Genomic DNA, 24118 nt, shown 5'->3' on the forward strand with positions numbered 1-24118 from the left:
GCCCGAAAAACGAGACACCCGGCAAACACCGTGCTCTCTCTTCCTACCCAAAATCTTCCTACCTTTATCTCCAGCCGTTGCAACACACGCGGTTCATCAGCGATACCCCCCGCTCCTCTTCCCGTTGAGAAAGTTGGCAAGGATGCCAACGCATCCTCTCGCAAGGACGCGGCACACGGCGCCGGGTCACGTCGAACTATCTGCCCCACTGAAGAAGGCACAAAGGTGTCAGGACTCTTTGTCCGAAAAAGAGTCCTGACACCTTTGTTTTGTTCGCCGTGGGAAATTTCACTCCCGTTGCTGTACCGACGTCTTTGTGGAGTCGCAATGAAGCCTGGAGGGCTGGCACAATGCTTGCCGGTGGTGTCAGCCACCGGTATCGAAAGTGCGGATTTGCTGAGGCCTGGAAGGCCGGCACAATGGGTCTCCCGGTCCACTCGAAGCCCGGGCATTGTGTCGGCCCGCTGGGCCTTGAGTATTCCTTTGAATCCGCCCCCGGTGGCTGACGCCACCGGCAGACACTCTACCGGCCCTCCGGGCCTAAGACACTTCGCTCTGCCGGCATACCCGAATCCAATCGTCGGAGTCAGCGATGTCACGATCAACAGTTGAAATCGACAGGCGTCGGTTTGTCTTTGTCGGCCGAGTCGACCGCGCACCAATCAAACCGTGACATCAAATGCGAATCCCAGGAAATTGAGGTTCGACGAATTCCGGTGGGCGTCCTTCGGGTCACGGTCAAACGACGGCGAATCAATTGCCACAAAAAGCACAAGTAGACACAAAAGAAGAAGTGGGCGCTGTCGGACTGCCGGGGCTTTCTAGGCTTGCCGGCGTGCCGGTTGGCAAAGAGCGAATCCGGGCGTTGTCAACGCTAAGACGAAAGGTCGGCGAGCAGGTGGTGTAAGCTGGCAGTTTGCGTTTCACGAGTGAAACGGGGGAAGGCAAGCTGGAATGACAGGCTGGAAGCCTATCCCACTGGCATCGACAGGCTGGAAGCCTATCCCACTTAGCGGACGATGCGCCAGCAGCGGTGGATGCGGCGGTTGCGAAAGTCTTCCGGGACGGTCTGTTTGGAGATCTCGTGGCACTCGGATACATCCAGATCTGCCGGATCAAACTTGAAGCGGCGAAAGTTGGTCGAAAAGAAAATCACGCCGCCCTTGCGCACCAGCGGCAACAGGCTTTGCAACATCGGCACGGCATCGGTCTGGACGTTCCAATCACGCTCGGTCTTCTTGCTGCGTGAATACGTCGGCGGATCGAAAACCACCAAGTCATAGCGTTCGCCCGGCGGATGATCGGCGATAAACTGGGCGACGTCGCTGGCGACGAACGTGTGCCCGTCTTGACGTTTCTCGTCAATCAGCCCGTTGATCCGCAGGTTCTCTTTCGTCCAGGAAAGGTAGGTGTTGGAAAGATCAACGCTGGTCGTTTTTCGCGCGCCGCCGGCGGCCGCGTAGACGGTGAACGAACCGGTGTAGGAAAACAGATTGAGCAACCATTTCCCTTCGGCCAAGTCACGAACCATCGAACGGGCGATGCGATGGTCGAGAAACAATCCGGTGTCGACGTAGTCGTCCAAGTTGACGAGAAACTTTAAGCCGCCTTCTTGGACGACGATCCGGTTGCCGGTGTGATCGACTTTCTCGTGTTGCGTGTTGTCTTTCTGACGCCCCCGACGCTTGAAGTGAACATTGGCCGGCGGCACGTCCAAGGTCTCGCCGGCGGTCCGGGCCATCAGATCCAACCAGTTGGCGTGCTGGGCGGGATCGCGATCGTGCGGCCGCTCGTACTCGGTGATGTGCAAGTGGTCTTCGTAACGATCGACGATCAACGGAATTTCGGGGATGTCGCGTTCGTACAATCGAAAGCACGTGATGTTGCGTTTCGTCGGCCAGCGTCGCAGGTGCTTTGCACGTTTTCGCAACCGCGTGGCGAACAGGTCGGCTTGATGGACGGCCTTGTCATCCAGGTGACCGAACGCGGCCGGTCCGTCGGCGTGCGTGTACGGCTTGGCGGGTGCTTGGGTAGCGGCTTTGCTGGGCTTCGATTCGCTGGGGCTTGATTCGTAATCGGATGCGGCTTCCGCGTCGGTTGTCAGCTGGTCGGATTCCGGGACCTGCTGGCCGATGACACGCTTGGGGCCATGGAACTGATAGTAGGTGCATTCAATCCGGCCGTTGTAGAGTTTTCGTCGCCGGTCGGCCTGCCGCCCCACCGCGGCCTCAAAATTCGGATAGGCGGTCAGAAAGTAATGCGACCACGTCGGCAACCCACGCAGCACTTCGGGAAGCGATCGGTAGAGCGTGTCGAGTTCTCGGTCTTCGCCGATGCGTTGGCCATAGGGCGGGTTGGTGATCAAACAACCGAAGCGGCGTCGATTGGTCAGCTTGAGTGCGTCGCCGGGTTGAAAGTGAATCGAATCGGCCACCCCGGCGCGAGTCGCGTTGTCTCGGGCTGCACGGAGGACACGTCCGTCAATGTCGCTGCCGAGAATCCGTTCTTCGATCGAGTCGACTTGTGCGGCCCGTGCTTGGCTGCGCAGATCCGGCAACAGCGAGGGGGGGACTGTGGGCCAGGACTCGAAGCTAAAATCGCGGTCAATGCCGGGGGCGATGTTGTGACCGATGCGCGCCGCTTCGATCGGAATCGTGCCGCTGCCGCAAAACGGATCCAACAGCGGACGGTCGGGTTTCCAGAAGCTGAGCAGCACCATCGCTGCGGCCAAGGTCTCTTTGAGGGGGGCCTGGGAGACGTCGGTGCGATACCCGCGGCGATGCAGGCTGCGACCGGTGGTGTCGATCGTCAGCGTGGCGATGTCTTTCAGCAGCGCGATGTCGATTTTGAAGATGGGCCCGGTTTCGTCCAACGCCGTGGTCGCATGATCGCGCATCATGGCATCGACGACCGCCCGTTTGACCGCTCGCTGACACGCCGGGACGCTGGAGAGTTGGGATTTGATGGATCGCCCGGTGACGGGAAATTCGGCATCGATCGGCAGCAGATCCCCCCACGGGAGCGCGCGAACCGTTTCGAACAGGGCGTCGAAATCCGCCGCGGGGAACTCGGCAATGCGGAGCAGCACGCGGTCGGCGCAGCGGAGTTGCAGATTCGCCCGGGCGACGATTTCCAGGTCGCCGCGAAAGTGCACCCGCCCGGATTCCCCGATCGAAGCCTCCACGCCGAGTGATTCCAGCTCTCGGCGGACGATCGCTTCGAGTCCGAAGGCGCAGGTGGCGATGAGATCGTGGGTCGATTGCACGGGGTTTTTCGTGGGGTGGATTTCGTTCGGATGCAGGATTATCCGAGGATAACAGACCTGTCGCGACGGGATAGGTGCGGGGATCGGCGGGGTGAAGCGCTGGAAGCCTATTTCACTGGGATCGACAGGCTGGAAGCCTATCCCACTGGGACTGACAGGCTGGAAGCCTATCCCACGGGTCGATTCGGCGATTTCGCCCCGACTACCAGCGACCCTGGCGGACGGAGTACACTCTTGGACTCGCCCACCCCGTTTCCCGCCTCAGAAAACGACTTTCGACGGATATTCAATGACGAGTTCCACGACTCAGAAATCCAACGGCATGTGGATCATTGCCGCGTTGGTGGTGTTGTTGCTGATACTGCACCAAGACAACTGGTTTTGGACCGATGACACGCTGGTGTTCGGTTTCATGCCGATCGGCTTGTTTTGGCACGCCTGTATCTCGATCGGCGCCAGTTTGACCTGGGCGTTGGCAACGGTGATCGCGTGGCCGCTTCACGACGAGGCGGCGGAGAACGGCGACGCGTCTTCAACCGAGGAGGCGGCATCGTGAACCATCCAGGACTCCCCCAATTAATCATCATCCTGATCTACCTGGGCTTGCTGCTGCTGCTCGGGCTGTCGTCGAGCCGCCTGTTCAAGGGCACCAAAGAAGACTATCAGGTCGCCAGCCATTCGATCGGCCCGTTCCTGCTGTTGATGAGTCTGTTCGGGACCACGATGACGGCGTTCGCGTTGGTCGGCAGCAGCGGCGAAGCGTTCAAGGAAGGCATCGGCGTCTACGGGATGCTGGCCAGCAGCAGCGGAATCATCCACTCGCTGTGCTTCTTCTTGATCGGCGTCAAGGTTTGGAAATTCGCGCGGCGGCACAAGTACACGACTCAAATCGAATTCTTTCGCGATCGGCTGGAAAGCGACTTCATCGGCTTGCTGCTGTTTCCGATCCTGGTCGGACTGGTGGTGCCCTACCTGTTGATCGGCGTGATCAGCAGCGGAACGGTGATCCAATCGTTGACGGCCGGGTTGTCACCGGACATGTTTCCGGCGCTCACGCCCGACGGGAACCCGATCATCGCACTCAACGGTGGCATCCCTCCCTGGCTGGGATCCCTGGTGATTTGTGTCGTGGTCTTGATCTACGTGTTCTTCGGCGGCATGCGTGGCACCACCTGGGCCAACACACTGCAAACGATCGTGTTCATGATTTTGGGCGTGGTCACGTTTTACATCATCGCGACACGCCTGGGCGGACAAGACGGATTGATGGCGAACTTGAACGCGTTGGCCGAATCGGTCCCCGAAGAAAAGATCACGCGGATGGAGATGAGTAAGACGAAGTTTTTCACCTACCTGCTGATTCCGCTGTCGGTGGGCATGTTCCCCCACCTGTTCCAACACTGGATGACGGCCAAAAGCGCCAACACGTTCAAGGTTCCGGTGATCTGCCACCCGATCTTTATCATGATCGTTTGGGTGCCGTGCGTGCTGGTCGGCATCTGGGCGACGGGTGATTTAATTCCGGCGAAACCTCCATTGCCGAGCAACCCGAACACGATCTTGCCGTTCCTGGTCAAGACGCAAACCGGCAAGGTGCTCGGTGGCTTGTTGGCCGCGGGCATCCTGGCGGCGATCATGAGCAGCCTGGATAGCCAATTCCTGTGCATCGGCACGATCTTCACCAACGACGTGTTGACGCATTACAAGGGCAAAGAAAACGTCACCGATGCCCAGCAAGTGCTGTACACGCGGTTGTTCATCATCGGAATCGTCGCGATCACGTACTTGTTGAGCCTGGGCAACGTGAAAAGCGTGTTTGCGATGGGCGTCTGGTGCTTTAGCGGATTCAGTGCCCTGTTCCCGATCGTCTTTGCGGCGCTCTATTGGCGTGGTCTGACCGCAGCCGGCGCGATCAGCGGGATCTTTGCGGCGATCGTCAGCTGGAGTGTGATGTTCTATCAGGCACTGGAGCAAGACGCGCTGCGAACGTTTGTGCTGAAGTTACCCTTGGGTGGTGAAGAGTACGAGATCATGCCGGTCGTCGTGATGTTGGCCAGTTCGCTGGTGACCATGATCGCGGTGTCGTTGGTCACACCGAAGCCGAGCGAAAAGACGTTGGCACGGTTCTTTTAGCGGCAGGGCGCGAGCGGGCTGTCGATTGAGTGAGCCGCGACGCGTAAGCGGCCGGGCATCCAAGCGCTCGCCCGAGGCCTTACGGCCAGCGGCTCACCATTGCCCTCGTTCCAAGGCTCCGCCTTGGAACGCAAGGTCGGTGTGGCTCTGCCACACGCGGTTCGCGGCCGAGAGGCGGGAGCCTCTAAAGCAATGTGTCCCCAGGCGGAGCCTGGGAACAAGGAGACGGGGTGGTTCTTTTAGCGGCAGGGCGCGAGCGGGCTGTCGATTGAGTGAGCCGCGACGCGTAAGCGGCCGGGCATCCAAGCGCGCGCCCGAGGCCTTACGGCCAGCGGCTCACCATTGCCCTCGTTCCAAGGCTCCGCCTTGGAACGCAAGGTCGCTGTGGCTCTGCCACACGCGGTTCGCGGCCGAGAGGCGGGAGCCTCTAAAGCAATGTGTCCCCAGGCGGAGCCTGGGAACAAGGAGACGGGGTGGTTCTTTTAGCGGCAGGGCGCGAGCGGGCTGTCGATTGAGTGAGCCGCGACGCGTAAGCGGCCGGGCATCCAAGCGCTCGCCCGAGGCCTTACGGCCAGCGGCTCACCATTGCCCTCGTTCCAAGGCTCCGCCTTGGAACGCAAGGTCGGTGTGGCTCTGCCACACACGGTTCGCGACCGAGAGGCGGGAGCCTCTGAAGCAATGTGTCCCCAGGCGGAGCCTGGGAACAAGGAGACGGGGTGGTTTTTGTTAGCGGCAGGGCGCGAGCGGGCTGTCGATTGAGTGAGCCGCGACGCGTAAGCGGCCGGGCATCCAGGCGCGAGCCCGAGGCCTTACGGCCAGCGGCTCACCATTGCCCTCGTTCCAAGGCTCCGCCTTGGAACGCAAGGTCGGTGTGGCTCTGCCACATGCGGTACGCGGCCGAGAGGCGGGAGCCTCTAAAGCAATGTGTCCCCAGGCGGAGCCCGGGAACAAGGAGGAAGGCGCCAAGACTTTCGCAAGCCGCCGGCCCTCTCTGGCGTTTGCTTGCTGCGCAAACGCCGTCTCTCCCAGAGGGAGAGAAACTAAATCGATTGCCCAATCCTGCAGTCAAAGAATCGACGTCCCCCGCGATACCCGGTTCACTGTCGCTGTTCTTTGTCGCAACTCTCGTCGGGCGGTGTGGCTTCACCGACTTGATCGACCGGGTGGGTGTAGAGATAGCGCCAGACCGGATCGTGCATGAACGAACCGTCGGACGGGTTCTTGTAGGCTCGGCTGCCCGGTTGGACGCTGCTGTGGGCACGGCCTGCGTCGCCGCCGACATCAAAATCGGTGATCAGCCGACGGGTGTTGGAGTACGGCGGTGACGCCTGGTCGACGTTCACAATCGGGCCAAACTTGTGCATCCCCAGCAATTCCCAACTGCGGCAATAATGGTCGCCCGTCCAACCTCCGTCCAAAACGTGTGAAAACCCGAAGTACCGATTTTCGGGCGTGGCCGACGGTAGGGCTTGCCAAACCTGATGCTGGTCCCGCGGGCCGCACAACGCCACGACGCGGCTGACTTTCACGTGTTTTGCGAAGCGGGCCGCGGTGGTCGATCCGTGCGAGCTGCCCGACATGATCACGTCTTCCCAACGAAGCTGAGAACGGTCTTCGGTCAAGAATTGATCCCAGTTGCCTTCGGGATGTTTCTCGCTGAGCCAGCGGACGAACTGAAGCGACCGTTCCATCATGCCATCGGGCTTGGGAATGTCGACTTCGTCACTGAAGTCTTCTCCCGTGGCCGCTTCCAGGCGAATGTTTCCGCGACAGTGTTCGCCGACCGGCGTCTCGCGGCAACAAATCGAAAACCAGCGGTTGGCGTAGTGCGGCCGGATCACATGCAACCCGTAGCTGTTCAGACGATCGAACAGGGCGGTGTTGTTGCCCATCAGCCAGATCACCAGCTTGCCTTTGGCGGGGACACTCGTGTCGACCGACGCGTGTTGCACGTCGGCCGGGCGGCCCTTGGCGTCTTCGATCAAGAACCCGATTTCGGGATGGGCCTGACAGCGGGGATCGATTTCACTGGCCCTGGCTTCGAACCGGGTGGGTGAACCAGTGGGCTCCGCCGCATGAGTGAACGCGGTCAGTGCAAACGCGGAAAATGCAAGCGCAACGGCATTCGCGCGCGCGAATCGGTGGTGTGTCATCAAGTCGTCGGTCAAATTCGGGAAAGGTTCAGGGAAAGAGGTTGCCGCAATCCAGGGTCCGTTCGCAGTCCTCGCAAACACGAAGCGTGATCTGGCTGCCCGGTCTCGAACGCAGCCACTGACGATCACTGCCACGCAACCACATCACAATACTCTTGTCGGCCGGATCCAAGACCAGGTAGGAACCGACATCGTGATCACGGTAGAGCTCTTGCTTGAAGGTGAGATCACGTTCGCGTGTCGCATCGGAAAGCACTTCGACGACGATCGCCTTACGCAATTCGTACGCGACTCGCGACGCAACCGCTTGATGGCGGCCGAAGGGGCTGGGGCTCATCGCGATGGGAATACCGGACCATAGCTCCCAGTCCCCGTCCCAGCCGAGGTAATCGGAGACGGTGTATTGGGGAATGTATTTTGGAGCCGCGGACATGAATTCGGTTATCGGTGCGATACAGACGTTGGAACGGCAACGCAATTTATTGTAGCGTACGTCGTCGATCCATCAGGCCAATATCATGTGCAACAAAACCACTCGCTGTCGTGTCCAGCTTGCGGTGCTGGAATCGCGAACTGAAAGCTTACGCCACGTTCTAAGACCATCGGCATGCACAGCATGCCCTACGGCACTTGATCGACCTGCTTCAGTGAACGGTGCGCCTCCTGCACGACGTCGTTCCAGTGGCCCATTTCACGTTGTCGCACCAGGCGCATGCTGGGGTACCACTCGGTGCGGTCGCCATCGCATAGCCAGCGCCAATCGGGGACGCGGCCCAGCATCACGGTGGTCGGGACACCCAAGGCGCCGGCCAGGTGGGCGACCGATGTGTCGGTGGTGATCACGTGATCCAGGTTTTTCATGACCGCTGCGGTGTCGGTGAAGGCGCCGCCACTGGTGTCGGTGTCGGCAGGGAGCCGACTGATGACGTTGCCGAAATCGACTTGATCGAGTTGCTCGCTGCCGAATCCGAACTGCAAACTGACGAGATGCAAATCCTCATCTTCGGCAAGCGGTCGAAACGCTTCCAATGGAATACTGCGGTAGACATCCGCGTGGTGCTTCGGATTGCCTTGCCAGGCGATGCCGATTCGTTTTCGATGATCCTTGCCCAGCGCGTTTTTTTCCATCCAGCGATGCCAGTAGTTGACCAGCGGATCGGAGACATTCAGGTAACCGCTGCGGTCATCCCGTTCGCCGAAATGCTTGGCGACATACGGCAATTGGCCGGTCGCCTGGTACCAGCCATCGACGGCATCGATAAACGACGCTTGGAAATCGACCGGCGGCAATTGGCTCCCCACCGGCAGCAGCGTGTGCACGCCGCGGACCGAGGTGAACAGCGGGATCATCTGCGGGTCGGTCTGCACGACCACGCGGGCACCTTCGGCCGCCAGCACACTGGCCAAGCGGATGAAGTGCATCTCGTCGCCGCGACCTTGCTCGGGATACAGCAAGATCGAACGACCGGAAATCGGCTCCCCGTTCCACAACGGGGCGTGCGACTGGGGGCGGCGCAATCCGCCCATCTTCCACCGCCAACGGTACTCCGACCAGCCGCGATCGAAATCGCCCAACAACAGATAGATCACGCCGAGATTGCGATGCAGTTCGGGGTCGTCGGGTGCGATCTGCAGCCCCTTTTCGTACCAGCGAAGCCCCCGCTCGATTTCGCCGGACCAGATCCAGAGCGTTCCGCGATTCTTGTAGACCGACAGGTAGCTGGGATCCAGCTTGAACGCCTTTTCGAAACAGGCGTCGCTCTCTTGGACGTCGCCTGTCATGCGGAGCGAGTTGCCCAGGTTGTTCCATGCGATCGGGAACGCGTCCTTGAGGGCGAGCGCGGTGCGATAGGCGCTGATCGAGTCGTTGTAGCGTCGCTGGTCAAACAGCGCGATGCCGAGATAGACATGGGCTTCGGGGTTGCGTGGCGCTTGCTTGATGACGTGCTGATACACACGCAACGCCTCCTCGATCTTGCCGGCTTGATGAACTTTCCAGCCTTGTGAGAGGACATCGGCGACGGTCGGCATTGGAACGAGCTGTCTGGGGGGAGAAGAGCGGGGAGGCAGGAGGAGTCTAACCCAAAAGAAAAGGGCGGCGATTTTGCAATCGTCGCCCTAATTTCTGAGATTGGCTGCGTGGCGTAAGCTTCCAGCTTGCGTTTGTAAGCTGACGGCAAGCAGGATGCTTACCCCACTGCTTGGATGCGGTTAGTCGAGGAACCCGACCAGGTCTTGGCTGCGACTGGGTTGTTGCAGCTTGCGCACCGCCTTGGCCTCGATCTGTCGAATCCGCTCGCGGGTCACCTTGAAGATGTGCCCGACCTCTTCCAGCGTGTAACTGTATCCGTCACCGAGCCCGTAGCGGAGCTTGATGATTTCACGTTCGCGGTAGGAGAGCGACTTGAGCACGTTGGTGATTCGGTCGCGGAGCATTTCTTGCGTGGCGCCGATTTGGGGGCTTTCGGCGGTTCCGTCGGGCAGCAGGTCGCCGAACTGGCTGTCTTCGCTGTTGCCGACCGGTCGGTCCAGCGAGATCGGGAAGCGGCTCATGGTGAGCACGCGGCGTGCTTCTTCGACGGTCACATCGGCCCGGCGTGCCGTTTCTTCGATCGTGGGTTCGCGTCCGAGTTCTTGCAGCAATTGACGTGCGACGTTGCGAACGCGGCTCATCGTTTCGACCATGTGGACCGGGATCCGAATGGTCCGGCTCTGGTCGGCCACGGCGCGGGTGATCGCTTGTCGAATCCACCAGGTGGCGTAGGTGCAGAACTTGAACCCGCGGCGGTATTCGAATTTATCGACCGCCCGCATCAAGCCTGCGTTGCCTTCTTGGATCAGGTCCAAGAAAGACAGGCCGCGGTTGCGATACTTTTTGGCGATCGAAACGACCAGACGAAGGTTCCCTTCGCTCAGTTCCCGTTTGGCCTGCTGGTACTCGGCGTAGACCATTCTCAGCATGCGGACGCGATTGCGAAGCGAGGTCGGGGTTTCCTGGCACGCGGTCAGGATTTGGCGTCGCTCGTGCAGCAATGCGTCACGGGTTTCGCGGCCGTGTTTGGTGCGGCGTTGGTCGCGGACCAGGGAATCGATTTCGGAAATCCGGCGACTAAATTTATCGAGCAAATCGATGCGGGTTTCGATGCGTTGGGTCCGCAGGCCCAATTCTTCGATCAACCGGACCGCTCGACGTCGGCGACGGGCCAGGGCCCGCCAGGCTTCGGCGCGACGGCGTTTGGAGGCGCTCTTGCTGAGCGCGACTTTCCAGTCGTGCTTGTTGCGTTTGAGCAACGTTTGCAGGGTCAGCAGGTTGTGCGGCAGCCGTCCGATGATCTGCTCTTTTTCGAGCCGATCGGTCACCGAAACCTGAACGGTTCGGTCGAAGGGCAATTGGCCGCGGTAGACCTTCTTCAGCGTCTTGTAGGCTTCGACCAAGACGTAATGGTTTTCCAGCAACTTGGTGCGGAAGCGACGACGGGTCTCTTCGATCCGCTTGGCCAATTCGATTTCTTGGCGGCGGGTCAGCAAGGGAATTTCACCCATCTGGGTCAAGTACATCCGCACCGGGTCGTCGGACCAGGTTTCCGCCTCTTCGACGGCCAACAATTCATCGGGACTGTCCAATTGGACTTCACCTTCGGCCACTTGCGCGGGCGAACCCACGCCACCATCCTCCTCGTTCTCATCAATGGGAAGTTTGCGAAAGCCACCGGTGACCGCTTCAGCGGAATGTGCGGCGACGTCTTCAAATTCGTCCAAAAGGGTGTCGAACAAAACTAAAACTCCAAGAGGAACAGTGCAGGGTATCTGTAATGAATAATGATCGGTGTGTCGGTTCGGCGTAGGGGGTTTTGGTGAAAATCACCAAACCATTTACTCCAGGTCAGTTCGCGGGCTGATCGTGACCAATCCGCATCGCCGGGAACCATGGCGAGCTATCCAACGGTGTCTGATTCAAATTCGCTGGTGAAACTCTACCACCCCCCTTACGCTTCCCTGGTGGCCTCGGCTAATTGGAAAAACTTTCCAGTTGTCCCAGTTGGCCGTGATTGGTTGACTTTGCCGGGAGCGAGAAGGCGCGCTCGCGCTGCTCCCATTTTTCCTCTCCCGTGCAAATTCTCCCCAAGCATGCCCCCTGTCCTTACTCCGCGACGATTAAACCAGCCTTCCCAGCGTCCGAGATCGAACCATCAGATTCATGCTCGCGTACAATTTTTCGCGTACAATTTTTCGCGTACAATTTTCTCGCGTACGATTCTTCGCGTCCTGTCTTGCCACGGCCGACCGGAACCGTTCCAAGTCGTAAGCGGTGGGAGATTGGCGCCAAGGATTGTGCCGACCGATGGAGATTCGTTCCTGGAATGCGTGCAACCGTTGCTCGTAATGGACTTCGACCTTCGCCTTCCTGGCCGTTCCCGACGTGTTCACGCCACAAAGGTGAATCGCAGATCCGAATCCATCGGATTGCTCGTACGAACAAAGTAGTTCGTTATTTGACCGCGGGTCATCGGGGATGTCCGACAGGCGTCGTGACTACAATCTTGGGCGGAGTGACGAATCGTTTCGCACTCCGACGTGCAGTCAGTTCGGTGTGGGAGCGGCGTGTAATGTGGCGTGATCGAGGACGTCTAAGATTTTAGTCTGGTCGCCGGTCGGGTCCACCCGCAACAACTTCAAAACTTCTTCATATTTTAGCCGATGTACCTGCTATCTTGCCCAAATTGCCACGCTGAACTGACGGTCACCCCTGCACAGGCGGGTGATAGCACGTCATGCCCCCAGTGTCACGCCGATGTCGCGATCCCAAAACTGGGTGAGCTGCGAGAATTGCCACAGGTCGGGGACGCCCCAGACCAGCCGGCCGCGACCGCGCCCTCGGGCGGCAGCACGATTGTCTTCCTGATGCTCGGCTTGATCGCCGTCGCGCTGCTGGTGGGAGCCGGATACAACGCTGTTCGCTGGGCAATGATCGAAACGACGACCACCACGGAATCACACCTGGCCGAGATCGAGGAGAGTTATGCGCGGGTGGAGCCCGCTTCGGTGATCCTGGAATTCGAGGACATGGAAGTCCGCTCGCTCGACCTGGTGTCGCCGTATACCTACCACGTCGTTGTCACGAAAAAGTCCAGGCTGGGGTGGAATGCGGTCATCACCGCCAGCCTGGCACTGGTTTGCGGGATCGGCGCCTTCGGCGCTGCGTCGCTTGGTCGCAGCGAATCACGAAGTTGATCGTCTCAGAGGGACACTTAGGCACCGGGCCGCCGACAGCCCGCTCGCGGGCTGTCGCTGTGATGGGATTCGTCGATCCAATGGTGAGCCGCCGGCCGTAAGGCCACGGGCAGCGCCAGGCGGCCCGGCCGCTCACGCGTCGCGGCTCACTCACTAAATCGACAGGCCGCTCGCGCCGCAGCGCGAACAGCCTACGCTGATTTGTCAGCGGCAGAGCTTGATCAGCTCGCGGCAGAAATCCGGCAGGTCATCCGGCCGGCGACTGGTCACGTGGTTTGCATCAACGACCACCGCGGCGTCTTCGTAGGTCGCACCGGCGTTGACCAGGTCGTCTTTGATCCCGGGTGATCCGGTCACGTTGATGCCTCGGTAGACGCCGGCGGAAATCGGAATCCAACCGCCGTGACAGATCGCGGCGATCGGTTTTTTGGCATCATTGAAAGCCCGGACCAAATCGAGCACGACGGGATCACGCCGCAATTTATCGGGCATGAATCCGCCGGGCACCACCAGCGCGTCGAAAGCCGCTTCGTCCATCGCGTCGATGCGGGCATCGGAGACACAGGGGTAGCCATTTTTGCCGGCGTAACAACGCCCCGCCTCGGGACCGGCGACGGTGACCGACGCACCGGCTTCGATCAAACGCAATTTCGGGTACCACAGTTCCAGATCCTCGTAGATGTCTCCGACCAGGATCAGCACGTTCTTGCCCGCCAACGGCGTGTCGCTCATTTGAAGCACCTACTTTTTGACCAAATAGCGTTGATACGCGGCGACGGCCAACTGGTCGCAGCGTTCGTTTTCCAGGTGGCCGGAATGGCCTTTGACGTGTTCGAACTTGATCTGGTGTTTCTGCATCAACCGATCCAGTTCCTGCCACTGCTCGACGTTCTTGACGGGGACCAGTTTCGAACCGTCTTTTCGTTTCCAACCGCGACTCTTCCAGCCCTTCATCCAGCTTTGCATCCCCTGCAGCACGTAACTGCTGTCGGCATACAGGGTGACTTCGCAGGGTTCCTTCAAGGCCTTCAGGCCTTCGATCACCGCCTGCAGTTCCATCTTGTTGTTGGTGGTCTGGGGATCACCGGCGGCGCGTTCGAGTTCCTTGTCGGTTTTGCCACAGCGCAAGATGAATGCCCAGCCACCCGGTCCTGGGTTTCCGCTGCATGCGCCGTCGGTATAGAGCTGGACTGGTTTCATCGCGAGAGAGTCTTTCGGTGATCGCCGGTGCTGTCAACTGGGAACGCAGTCGAGCCGCCGGGAGGATGCAGGAGTAGGTTGGTACTGGTGTTAGCCTAACGCCATCGACTTTGGCACTGAAGGCGTGATCGGAACGGCGCGAGCCGTCCGATTCCAGCTTGAAAGACCGGAGAGGCTCGCGCCCTACCGCTAACAAAAAAGCACCTCGCATGGCAAGTCGATCGGCGGCGTCGGTGGATCCACCGGGCCGGCGGTGTTACTTGGCGACCATGTCACCGGGCACGTCGCCGACGGTGCCTTTGGTCGGTGCGGGCAACCCGCGCGGCTGGGAGAGTTCCGCGGCAAGTTGCAGCGTCTCGTCGCTCAATCGCCACGGCAGTTCCACCCAAAAGGTGCTGCCGCGTCCCAGTTCGCTTTCAAAACCGACTTCGCCGCCGAGCAGTTTGGCCAGTTCTTTGACGATCGAGAGCCCCAGTCCGGTGCCGGCGAATTCGCGGGTCAGCCCTTCGCCGTCGAGCACTTTGCGGCTCTGTCGAAACTTTTGGAAAATCACCGATTGATCCTCTTCGGCGATCCCCACGCCGGTGTCGATGATCATCAGACGGAACCGCCCGGTCGCAATCCCCCCGGACAGATCGACGACGCGGACCGTCACCATGCCGCCTTCGGGTGTGAATTTGATCGCGTTGGAAAGCAGGTTGTTGACGATCTGACCGAGCTTGTTGGGATCCTGAAACGCGGTCGGCAAATCGTCGGGGACGTCGACGGTCAACGAGATGTCTTTTTCTTCCGAGAGCGATCCGATCATGTCGCACTGGGCGGTGACCAGGCGGCCGAGGTCGAATTCGTTCCGCCGGACCTCCATTTTCCCCGCTTCGACCTTGGCCAGATCCAGGATGTCGTTGATCATTTCCAACAACAGCCGGCCGCTCTTTTGAATGTTCTGGGCGTAACGCCGCTGTTTGTCGGTCAACGAGTCGATCCCTTGCAAGACATCGGAGAACCCGATGATGCTGTTGAGCGGTGTGCGGAGCTCGTGACTCATGTTGGCCATGAAGTCGCTTTTGACGCGGTTGGCTTCATAGAGTTGCCAGTTCAACTGGGCCAACTGGTCAACCCGGCCGTCGAGTTCCGCGTTGATGATCTTTTCTTTTTCCTGGCTTTCCAACATCCCCCGCAACATTCGATTGAAGGCATCGGCAAGCTCGCGAAACTCATCCTCCGATTCGATCACCGCGCGCTGCGTGACGTCCCCATGGGTGATCGAATCGCTGACGTCGCGCAAGTGATACAGCGGTTCGAGGACCAGGTAGCGAATCAACGCGTGCAACATGTACAGCGTCGCGGCGACGATGAACAAGGCCAAGGCGACGACGATCGAGCTGATCCAGGTGGTTTGGTTCTCCGTGTCCTTGTAGGGCATGCTGACGCGGATCACGCGAAACGGCGCCAAACTGGCTTGTTCGATGGGGCTGCCCGATGTCGCCAACGCCGCCTTTTCGCCTTCGGGGGCATGGCAGGTGATGCACGTCAGTTTTGGGAAGACGGGGCGATAGTAAATGTAGCGACCGTCGACCGGCCCGAGTTGCTGGTGCACCGGCAGCGTGCCGAGCCCGATCATGCTCATCGATTCGTTTTCGCCCAAGTCGATCGACTCGGAGATGTCCGGTTGCTGCTGGGCGATCCGCCGGGCCAGCTGGCTGCGAAACTGAGGCTCGAGCGTCTGCAGTCGTTTCCGCTCGGCGGGATCCTCCGGCGGCGAGATCGGGGGCAGGTTGGTGTAGGCCACCCGGTCTTCCAGCCCCAGAATTTCGAATTCGATGTCCTTGGCCAGCATTTCCGCCCGCAGGCCGGCGAGAATCGGTTGGTTGGCAGCGATCGCCTCGGGGCTGCTGGTCTGGGCCCATTTGGCATCGCTGTGCAGTAGCATCAGCTCCGCATCGGCCAAGTCTTGGGCCCGCTGCTGTGTGGTCCGTTGGACCAAACGGTTGCCCAGCGTCTGCACGACCAAGAACGCGCCGCACATCAACAGCGTGAAGGCCGACCCGAAGAAGAGCAGGCACTTTCGCTCCAGGCTCATCGACGAAAACAGTCCTTGAACCAGGCGAAACATGATAGTTTGAATCGTTTGGAATGGGCGAATCGGGTGGGATTGGAACGACACGACGCCGCGATGGTTGCAGCACGCGCCCCGACCGTTGTTCTACAGACCTTGGTTTTATCGCCTATGCTGAGGCTGTCGACAGACTGATTCCGACGTTCTCTTGGAGTGAGAACAAGAGCAATTTGCCCAGTTTATCTGCTTGTGACGCGATTTTGGGCGAATTAGCATGGTCGGTTCGCACATTCGCCGATTTCGGCGACGCATTGACCACTTTCCGAATTCTTCCCAAAACATCCGCGTGTCTCGTGCGGCACATCGGCCGCTGAGGAGCCCAAAACCATGAATCGAAAGGTCCGAAACGTATTTCAGTGGACCCTGGTCGTCTGCTTGACCGTGATGCTCGGCATCGGCCCTGCATCGGCCGGCGGCTTGTTAAAACGCCTCCGCGGAAACTCGTCTGATTCATGCGCAGAGATCTGCTGCCCGGAACCGGCTTGTGTTTCCCAGCCGATCTGCCCCGCTCCCGTGGTCAGCTGCTGCGATCCCGCACCAGTGATCTGCTGCGACCCCGTTCCGACATGCGAACCGATCCCCTGCTCGCCGGTCGTTTCCGTCGATTGCTGCGAAAGCGCCGCGGCGCCCGCGGCCCACGAAACCGCACCGATGAGTACCACCCCGGGCGATTCAGCCACCGACGAGGCACCGCCGGCCCCCGAGGCACCGGCCGAGCCCGAACCGCCAGCTGAACCTGAGGCACCGGCCGAACCCGAGGCACCGGCCGAACCCGCTGCTCCGGAACCCGCGACTCCCGAGCCGGCTGCCACCGAACCCGAACCGCCGGCCGCCGACGCCCCGAAGACCACCGAAGCGGAAACCGGCGAGGCGGCGACCATGCCCGCCGAAAGCGAACCCGCCGTGGCCGAACCGAATCCGTTTGACAAGGCTCCCGAAACCCCGGCAACCGAACCCGAGCCGGCGGCAACGGAAGAACCCGCACCGGCCGACGGCGGACTCGATGACCTGTTCGGCGACGCGCCCGCTGCGGACGCCCCCGCCGACGCCGTACCGGCAGCCGAAGAACCGATGGACGACTTGTTCGGCGATCCGGCTCCGGCCGACGCGGCACCGGCAACGGAAGAACCCGCACCGGCCGACGGCGGACTCGATGACCTGTTCGGCGACGCGCCCGCTGCGGACGCCCCCGCCGACGCCGCACCGGCAGCCGAAGAACCGATGGACGACCTGTTCGGCGATCCGGCTCCGGCCGACGCAGCCCCGGCAACCGAAGAACCCGCACCGGCCGACGGCGGACTCGATGACCTGTTCGGCGACGCGCCCGCTGCGGACGCCCCCGCCGACGCCGCACCGGCAGCCGAAGAACCGATGGACGACCTGTTCGGCGATCCAGCTCCGGCTGACGCGGCCCCGGCAACGGAAGAACCCGCACCGGCCGACGGCGGACTCGATGATCTGTTCGGCGACGCGCCCGCTGCGGACGCCCCCGCGGACGCCGCACCGGCAGCCGAAGAAGCGATGGACGACCTGTTCGGCGATCCGGCTCCGGCTGACGCAGCCCCGGCAACCGAAGAACCCGCAGCGGCCGACGGCGGACTGGATGATCTGTTCGGCGACGCGCCCGCTGCGGACGCCCCCGCCGACGCCGCACCGGCAGCCGAAGAAGCGATGGACGACTTGTTCGGCGATCCGGCTCCGGCTACCGAAGAACCCGCAGCGGCCGACGGCGGACTGGATGATCTGTTCGGTGACACAACCGAACCAGCAGCCGACACTTCCGAGGCGTCCTCGGCCACCGAGTCCCTGGACGACCTGTTCGGTGATCCGGGCGCCAGCGATGACGCGCCGGCCAGCGAAGCGAAGCCGGCCGACGATGCAGCGGAGAACCTGGACGACCTGTTTGGAAAAATGCCCGCCGCCGAGGGTTCGCTGAGCGTTCAAGTCGTCTCCGTCGCCCCCGCCGTCGCGATCAACCCGCTGGATGAGACTCACGTGCGAACGTGGATCGACAACACGGGCAAGTATCAGGTCGAAGGTCGCTTGATCGAAATCAACAGCGAGAACGTCCGGTTGCTCAAATCCAACGGCCGAACCTGCACGGTCCCCGCCGGACGACTGTGCCCGGCCGATGAGTCGTACGTCGATTCGATCCGCGATGAAATCAAGCAATCGCGATTGCCCTTGCTGAGCAGCAAGTAGCGTCCAAGCTTGACATCGTGAAACGATACGGCGAGCCTATCGCATCCGCGATGGGCTCGCTTTTTTTGTTGATGGCCCCTTGATCAACAGGCCTCTTCGGCCCAGCTGCAAATGACGCCATGACTGACACCGTTCGATTGATGCATTACGACCCGCGCTGGCGGCAGGAGTTCGAGCAAACGCGGAGCGGGATTTTGCACAGTTGTCTCGGTTGGGTGATCGATGTTCAACACATCGGCAGCACCGCGATCGGCGGGATGATCGCCCGCCCGGTGCTGGATGTGGTCGCGGCGGTCCGCGACGACGATGATTCCCAACAAGCGATCGCCGAATCATCGGACATGATCGAGGGGCTGAATTTTCGACGCGTCACGACACCGATGTGGGCCGCCGAAGCGATCGTGCTTTGCAAGCCGCGGAGCGGAGATCCGACCCATCGCGTCTTTCTGACCTATTTGGATAGCCCGTTCTACCGCAGTTCGATTGCGGTCCGCGATGCCCTGCGTTCCGATCGCGAGCTTTCGCTGAGGTTCGAGGAAACCAAGGTCACCCGCTGGCGTCAGGGAGCCGGAGAGCCACAGAAGTACGCCGACGACAAGTCCGTTTTCTTTGCCCATCTGATCGAACACCACGGGGGCTGAATTCCGTTACCCGCGCAAGAACACCGGTGCGGATTCGGTCGACGATTCGGAGTCGTAGCGATAACCGTCTTCGGCAAACTTCACCAGCTTGGCGGGCGTTTTGACTTTGTTTCGAATCACCCACGACGCCATCGTCCCCCGCGCCTTTTTGGCAAAGTAGCTGATCACACGATACTTGCCGTTGCTCTGATCCTTGAACACCGGCGCAATGATTTCCGCCTGGACGCTTTTCTTTTGGATGCTGCGGAAGTATTCGTTCGATGCCAGATTCAACAGGTATCGCGAGTGAGACGCGGCCAGTTGCTCGTTGATCGATTGCGTGATCCGTGTCCCCCAAAACACGTACAGGTCCTTGCCACGACGTGTTTTCAGTGCCGTGCCCATCTCCAATCGGTACGCCAGCATGGCATCCAATGGCCGCAGCACACCGTAGAGTCCCGAGAGGATCCGCAGATGATCCTGGGCATATTGCAATTGTTTTTCCGTCAGCCGGTCTGCCTGCAGCCCCAGATAGACGTCTCCCTTGAACGCCAGGACTGCCGGCCGAGACGCTGCTTCGGGCATCGGGAGCTGCCAGTCCTGATAGCGCCCGTGATTCAGTTCGGCCAAATTGTCGCTGACCCCCATCAGCGTCTGGATCTGCTTGGGCGTCTTCTTTTTCAACAGCTCGACCAGCTTCTCGCTCTCGGCGATCCACTCGGGAGTCGTCCGCGCCGGGACCTTCGGTTGGGATTCATAGTCCAGTGTTTTGGCCGGTGAGAGAACGATCAGCATGATGTCGATGGGAAGTGGTGTGGAGGGGAATTCACGCGGTGGCGGTCGACTGCGGTGGTAGACGGAGGATTGTAGAACGAGTAAAAGCCTTGCCAATCACCGAAGCGCTTTTCGTCTCACCCGTCCATGGACACGCCGTGCAAGAACTCAACGAATCCATCTACGATCACCCGAAGTATTACGATCTGGTCTTCGGAGCCGATTGTGCCGCGGAAACCAAGTTCATTCTCGGATGTGCGGCGCAGTATTCGAGCCGACCGGCGAAACGATTTTTCGAGCCGGCGTGCGGGACCGGGCGTTTGCTGTACTCCCTCGCCCGCCGGGGTCACGACGTCGATGGGTTGGACTTGAACCCCAAGGCGATCGAATTCTGCAACGCCAGGTTTGAGCGTCACGGGATGCCGCATCGCGCCTTCGTGGCGGACATGTCGGATTTTAAGCTGCGAAAAAAAGCGGACGTCGCCTTCAACACCATCAACAGCTTTCGCCACCTGTCCAGCGAAGCGGCCGCCCGCGGGCACTTCGAGTCGATGGCCGATGCCGTCCGCGTCGGGGGACTGTATCTGCTGGGCGTGCACCTGACGCCGACCCAAGCGATCCCGAGCGAGGGGGAATCGTGGTCGGCGCGGCGCGGTCATCTGACGGTCAACACGCACATGTGGACCAATGCACGCGACCCCAAACGCCGCGTCGAACGGTTCGGCATTCGGTTTGACATCCACCGGCCATCAGGATCGGTACGGATCGTCGATGAACTGGTGCTGCGCAGTTACACGATGCGTCAGATGAAGGCGTTGATCGATCACAGCGGTTTGTGGGAGATCGTCGAAACGTTCGACTTTGGCTACGACCTGTCGGATCCGATCACCGTCGATGCGACGAGCGAAGATGTGGTTTATGTGCTGCGTCGCCGCCGCGCTCCGACGACAGGATGACAACGCGTTTCCGCCCGGATTCAAGGACTCAAAGCGCAAACAAACGACCTCGTTAGCGGAACGGCGCAAGCGGGCTGTCGATTTTGTGAGCCGCGACGCGTAAGCGGCCGGGCACTGCGACGCTGCCCGAGGCCTTACGGCCAGCGGCTCACCATGGACTCAGCAGATCCCGACTCAATCGACAGCCCGCGAGCCGCCCGGTGCCAGCTTGCCCCCTTGAAAGACCGGAGGGCTCGCGCCCTGCCGCTAAAAAGCGACGAGTCCTAATCCGATGCGGAACCGATCTCAAAGACGACTTTGAACGAGTTCGGATTGACGGCCGACGCGAACGCGGGATTGACTTGGTCCAGCGAATAGCGATCGGTAATCAATCCGTCCACATCGACTTGGCCACCGGCCAGCGCGTCGAGCGCCGTGGCGAACGGACCGCATCGTGAACCGACGACGCTGATTTCGTCGATCACGATCGAGGCGAGAGACAGTTCATGCCGATCGGCGACCGTCGTCTTGAGCACCACCGTCCCACGCGGCCGAACCAGGTGAATGGCCATCGGCAATCCGGTCGTCGATCCGGTGCAATCGACCACCACGTCGAATTTGTGATGCGGAAGCTCAACCGGATCCGTCGACGGGATCTGGACGACTTCGTATCCGCGATGTCCGAAACGCAGCAGTTTGACGCCATGTTTTCCGAACACGGTGATTCGGTCGGTAACCGATGAAAGCACTTGGGCCGACAGATAGCCCAATCGGCCGTCGCCCAGAATCGCGATTCGGTCGGTGGATTCGATCGCAACCTGTTGCAAGATTTCAAAAGCGGCGGCGAGCGGTTCGGTGAACAGCGCCTGGTCGTCGGTGACGCCTTCGGGAACGACGTGCAAGTTATGCTCGGGAATCGCGACGGATTGGGCGAACGCCCCGTCGTGCCGATCGATTCCGATCACCGTCCGATGGGGACAATGTGTCGGTCGACCGGCCTGACAGGTCGGACAGACGCGGCAATTGCAATTGATCTCGCCGACCACGCGACGCCCCGCATGGGTTCCCGCTTGGGCGATGCCGACAAATTCATGCCCCAAAATCCCGCGAAACCCCATGTATCCCTGGGCGAGTTGCAAATCGGTTTCGCAAATCCCGGCTTGGAGAACCTGCACCAGCACTTCGCCTTCGGCCGGCGTCGGTTCGGCGTGCGACGCCTGGTAGTGAAGGCCGTCGGATTCGAGGGTGATGGCTCTCATGGGAAATTACCCGCGTCCGCCTTCGCAGCAGGTTTCACAAATCGAATGGCAACGTGAACACTGCAGTTTACCGCGTATTTCGATCAGCGTTTTGCCGCGACAGACCGGGCAAACGCCATGTCCGGCGGCTCCGCAGGTGACGTCGTCCGAACTTGACGACGATCCGTTTCTGGCGGCTAATGGGGTGGTGTTCTGAGCATCCATCAATCCAACATCCTTCACGCATTTGATCGGTTGAACGAAACAGCTACCGCAGTCTATCCGCAACGGTGGAGAGCGTTCAACGGTGACCGGAAAATCAGAACACACGACGCGTCGAAAACGAACGAAGATCCGAACCTGCAGAACGAATCCCGCAGAACAACCAAGTCTGCGACGAGCGAGGAGCTTGAAATGACCAACGAAAGTGATTCATCCGAATCGGAAAACATTGCGTCTGTTGTCGAGGCTTCGCCATCGGACGCACCTGTCGCGACGACGCGGTCGAGCCTGCGTTGGTGGCCGGCTGTCGTTTTGCTTGCCGCGATGTTCGCCCTGCGAATGGTTCCGTGGTTGATGGAATCACCCAGCTTACCCGTGATGATGCTTGCGTTCATGGGGCCTGCAGGATTGGGAATCGCACTGATCTTCTGGTGGTGTTTCGCAAGCCGAGCACCGCTGCGGGAAAAAGCGATCGGTTCCGCCGCAGTGGTCTTGATCGCGGTGGTTTCGATCGCCCTGCTTCATTTTTCGCTTCGGGGTATGTTTGCCATCGTGCTGGTGATTCCGACGGGGCTAGCCGCGTTCGCGATCGGATTGGTGGTCTGGTCGGGCAAGCCGCCATTGCGTGTACCGATCGCGTTGGCACTCGCGATGGTCACGTTCGGGTACTGGAATTTGCTACAAAACGAGGGCACCAACGGTTCGTTCCAGCCACAATTGCTATGGCGTTGGCAGCCGACGGCCGAACAGCGTTACCTGGAGGAACTCGCCGAGCGTCAACCAAGCGAACCACTGATCTCCGATTCGACCCCGGTGAGCTTGGCGTCCGCACCATGGCCAGCTTTTCGCGGTTCCGATCGAAGCGGAGTGATTCGAGGTGTCACACTTCAGTCGGATTGGGACAGCGCACCGCCGACGCAGATCTGGAAGCAAAGAATTGGTCCGGGATGGTCCTCGTTCAGTGTGGCCGCAAACAGGCTGTACACCCAGGAGCAACGGGGCGACATGGAAGCGGTCATCTGCCTGGACGCAGACACGGGAACGATGATTTGGGACTTCACCTATCCGAGCCGCTTTTGGGAAGCGATCGCGGGAGCCGGTCCGCGGGCCACACCGACGATTGCCGACGAGGGGATTTTTGCGCTCGGTGCCGACGGAATCTTACTGCGTCTCGATGCGGTCAACGGGAAAGAAATTTGGCGGCGAGACCTGAAACAGGACGCCGATCGAAAACCTCCGACCTGGGGTTTTTCCGCGTCGCCACTGGTGACCGATTCGCTGGTGATCGTGCATGCCGGTGGCGCTGGCGACAAAGGACTGTTTGCCTATGACGTCGAATCGGGCGAGATCGTTTGGTCGGTTCCCTCGGGAAATCACAGTTACAGCTCGGCACAGTTGGCGACATTTGATGACCGACGCGGCGTATTGATGCTCAGTAACGATGGGCTGCAGTTTGTCAGCGTGTCCGACGGCCAGACGATCTGGCAACATGAGTGGAAACTGGAGAACTATCGCGCCCTGCAACCGCTTGTCGTCGGGCCGACGGTCTACTTTACGACCAGCACCCAAGAAGGTACACGGCGACTGACCGCCGCGCGCGGCGACAACGGTGCCTGGGAAATTGCCGACGATTGGACCACGCGGGACATGAAATCCGACTACAACGACTACGTGTACTACGACGGCAATCTCTATGGATTTGACGGCGGCGTCTTTGCGTGCGTGGACGGCCAGACGGGAAAGCGGCACTGGAAGCGTGGGCGTTACGGCAACGGCCAGTGTCTCCTACTCGACGACTCGGGACAGTTGCTCATCGCTACCGAACGTGGCGAAGTGGTTCTTGTTGACGCCTCGCCCGAAAAACTCGACGAAACGGCCAAGTTCCAAGCGATCGAAGGGAAAACGTGGAATCATCCCGTACTGATCGGAAGCCGCTTGTACATTCGCAACGCCCAGGAAGCTGCATGTTATCAGCTTGCCGTCGTGGCTGGGAACGCGGAAGAAATTCTCGCCACCGAAGACCAGTGA

18 protein-coding genes are annotated in these 24118 nt (G+C 60.3%); 7 read left to right on the forward strand and 11 right to left on the reverse strand.

Features of this window, described 5'->3' with window-relative positions; translation table 11 throughout:
• Nucleotides 1–1009: 1009 nt before the first annotated feature.
• Nucleotides 1010–3265 carry a bifunctional 23S rRNA (guanine(2069)-N(7))-methyltransferase RlmK/23S rRNA (guanine(2445)-N(2))-methyltransferase RlmL gene (gene rlmKL / locus Enr13x_RS33700; protein ID WP_145391274.1) on the reverse strand — a complete coding sequence of 752 codons (2256 nt, stop codon included), beginning with the start codon at nt 3263–3265 and terminating at the stop codon, nt 1010–1012.
• 289 nt (nt 3266–3554) lie between these two features.
• On the opposite strand from rlmKL, the gene Enr13x_RS33705 reads away from it, so the two are divergent.
• Together Enr13x_RS33705 and Enr13x_RS33710 are read left to right on the forward strand one after the other, a co-directional pair.
• Nucleotides 3555–3821, forward strand: coding sequence for a DUF3311 domain-containing protein (locus tag Enr13x_RS33705; RefSeq protein ID WP_145391276.1), 267 nt, complete (start codon nt 3555–3557; stop codon nt 3819–3821).
• Entirely contained in the window at nt 3815–5398 is a 1584-nt protein-coding gene (locus Enr13x_RS33710; RefSeq protein WP_145392842.1) for a sodium:solute symporter family protein, read from the forward strand. The genes Enr13x_RS33705 and Enr13x_RS33710 overlap by 7 nt, the downstream gene beginning before the upstream one ends.
• 1097 nt (nt 5399–6495) lie before the next feature.
• Here the strand turns inward: Enr13x_RS33710 and Enr13x_RS33715 are convergent.
• The 4 genes from Enr13x_RS33715 to Enr13x_RS33730 all read right to left on the reverse strand — a co-directional run bounded on the left by Enr13x_RS33715 (nt 6496) and on the right by Enr13x_RS33730 (nt 11325).
• Complete coding sequence (locus Enr13x_RS33715; RefSeq protein WP_231743941.1) at nt 6496–7551, reverse strand: BPSS1187 family protein; 1056 nt, start codon at nt 7549–7551, stop codon at nt 6496–6498.
• A 28-nt stretch (nt 7552–7579) separates the two neighbouring features.
• Nucleotides 7580–7984 carry a Uma2 family endonuclease gene (locus Enr13x_RS33720; RefSeq protein WP_145391278.1) on the reverse strand — a complete coding sequence of 135 codons (405 nt, stop codon included), beginning with the start codon at nt 7982–7984 and terminating at the stop codon, nt 7580–7582.
• Nucleotides 7985–8172: 188 nt separating this feature from the next.
• Nucleotides 8173–9582 carry a tetratricopeptide repeat protein gene (locus Enr13x_RS33725; RefSeq protein WP_145391280.1) on the reverse strand — a complete coding sequence of 470 codons (1410 nt, stop codon included), beginning with the start codon at nt 9580–9582 and terminating at the stop codon, nt 8173–8175.
• A gap of 180 nt (nt 9583–9762) precedes the next feature.
• On the reverse strand, nt 9763–11325 hold the full coding sequence (locus Enr13x_RS33730; protein ID WP_145391282.1) for a sigma-70 family RNA polymerase sigma factor: 1563 nt from the start codon (nt 11323–11325) through the stop codon (nt 9763–9765).
• A 924-nt stretch (nt 11326–12249) separates the two neighbouring features.
• Between Enr13x_RS33730 and Enr13x_RS33735 the strand changes: the two genes are divergently transcribed.
• A complete protein-coding gene (locus Enr13x_RS33735; protein ID WP_145391284.1) occupies nt 12250–12783 on the forward strand; it encodes a hypothetical protein in 534 nt (177 codons plus the stop codon).
• A gap of 204 nt (nt 12784–12987) precedes the next feature.
• Here Enr13x_RS33735 and Enr13x_RS33740 read toward each other — a convergent pair whose 3' ends face one another.
• The 4 genes from Enr13x_RS33740 to Enr13x_RS33755 form a co-directional block, all read right to left on the reverse strand.
• Complete coding sequence (locus Enr13x_RS33740; protein ID WP_145391286.1) at nt 12988–13515, reverse strand: type 1 glutamine amidotransferase domain-containing protein; 528 nt, start codon at nt 13513–13515, stop codon at nt 12988–12990.
• A gap of 9 nt (nt 13516–13524) precedes the next feature.
• Nucleotides 13525–13983, reverse strand: a complete 459-nt coding sequence (gene rnhA / locus Enr13x_RS33745; RefSeq protein ID WP_145391288.1) for a ribonuclease HI — start codon at nt 13981–13983, stop codon at nt 13525–13527.
• Between the two features lie 256 nt (nt 13984–14239).
• Nucleotides 14240–16096 (reverse strand): sensor histidine kinase, encoded by a 1857-nt coding sequence (locus Enr13x_RS33750; RefSeq protein WP_145391289.1) that lies wholly within the window; start codon nt 16094–16096, stop codon nt 14240–14242.
• A 356-nt stretch (nt 16097–16452) separates the two neighbouring features.
• Nucleotides 16453–16761 (reverse strand): hypothetical protein, encoded by a 309-nt coding sequence (locus tag Enr13x_RS33755; RefSeq protein WP_145391291.1) that lies wholly within the window; start codon nt 16759–16761, stop codon nt 16453–16455.
• On the opposite strand from Enr13x_RS33755, the gene Enr13x_RS39510 reads away from it, so the two are divergent.
• The gene (locus tag Enr13x_RS39510) at nt 16751–18301 is read left to right on the forward strand and encodes an SHD1 domain-containing protein (protein WP_145391293.1); all 1551 of its coding nucleotides are present in this window, start codon (nt 16751–16753) and stop codon (nt 18299–18301) included. The genes Enr13x_RS33755 and Enr13x_RS39510 overlap by 11 nt on opposite strands.
• Before the next feature lie 119 nt (nt 18302–18420).
• A complete protein-coding gene (locus Enr13x_RS33765; protein ID WP_145391294.1) occupies nt 18421–18942 on the forward strand; it encodes a GrpB family protein in 522 nt (173 codons plus the stop codon).
• A 6-nt stretch (nt 18943–18948) separates the two neighbouring features.
• Here the strand turns inward: Enr13x_RS33765 and yaaA are convergent, their stop codons facing one another.
• A complete protein-coding gene (gene yaaA / locus Enr13x_RS33770; RefSeq protein ID WP_145391296.1) occupies nt 18949–19716 on the reverse strand; it encodes a peroxide stress protein YaaA in 768 nt (255 codons plus the stop codon).
• 89 nt (nt 19717–19805) lie between these two features.
• On the opposite strand from yaaA, the gene Enr13x_RS33775 reads away from it, so the two are divergent.
• On the forward strand, nt 19806–20651 hold the full coding sequence (locus Enr13x_RS33775) for a class I SAM-dependent methyltransferase (RefSeq protein WP_231743942.1): 846 nt from the start codon (nt 19806–19808) through the stop codon (nt 20649–20651).
• A 263-nt stretch (nt 20652–20914) separates the two neighbouring features.
• On the opposite strand, the gene Enr13x_RS33780 is transcribed toward Enr13x_RS33775, so the two are convergent.
• On the reverse strand, nt 20915–21889 hold the full coding sequence (locus Enr13x_RS33780; protein ID WP_145391298.1) for an MDR/zinc-dependent alcohol dehydrogenase-like family protein: 975 nt from the start codon (nt 21887–21889) through the stop codon (nt 20915–20917).
• 393 nt (nt 21890–22282) lie between these two features.
• Between Enr13x_RS33780 and Enr13x_RS33790 the strand changes: the two genes are divergently transcribed.
• Nucleotides 22283–24118 carry an outer membrane protein assembly factor BamB family protein gene (locus tag Enr13x_RS33790; RefSeq protein ID WP_145391302.1) on the forward strand — a complete coding sequence of 612 codons (1836 nt, stop codon included), beginning with the start codon at nt 22283–22285 and terminating at the stop codon, nt 24116–24118.

It is taken from the genome of Stieleria neptunia (assembly GCF_007754155.1).
Lineage (GTDB): Bacteria > Planctomycetota > Planctomycetia > Pirellulales > Pirellulaceae > Stieleria > Stieleria neptunia.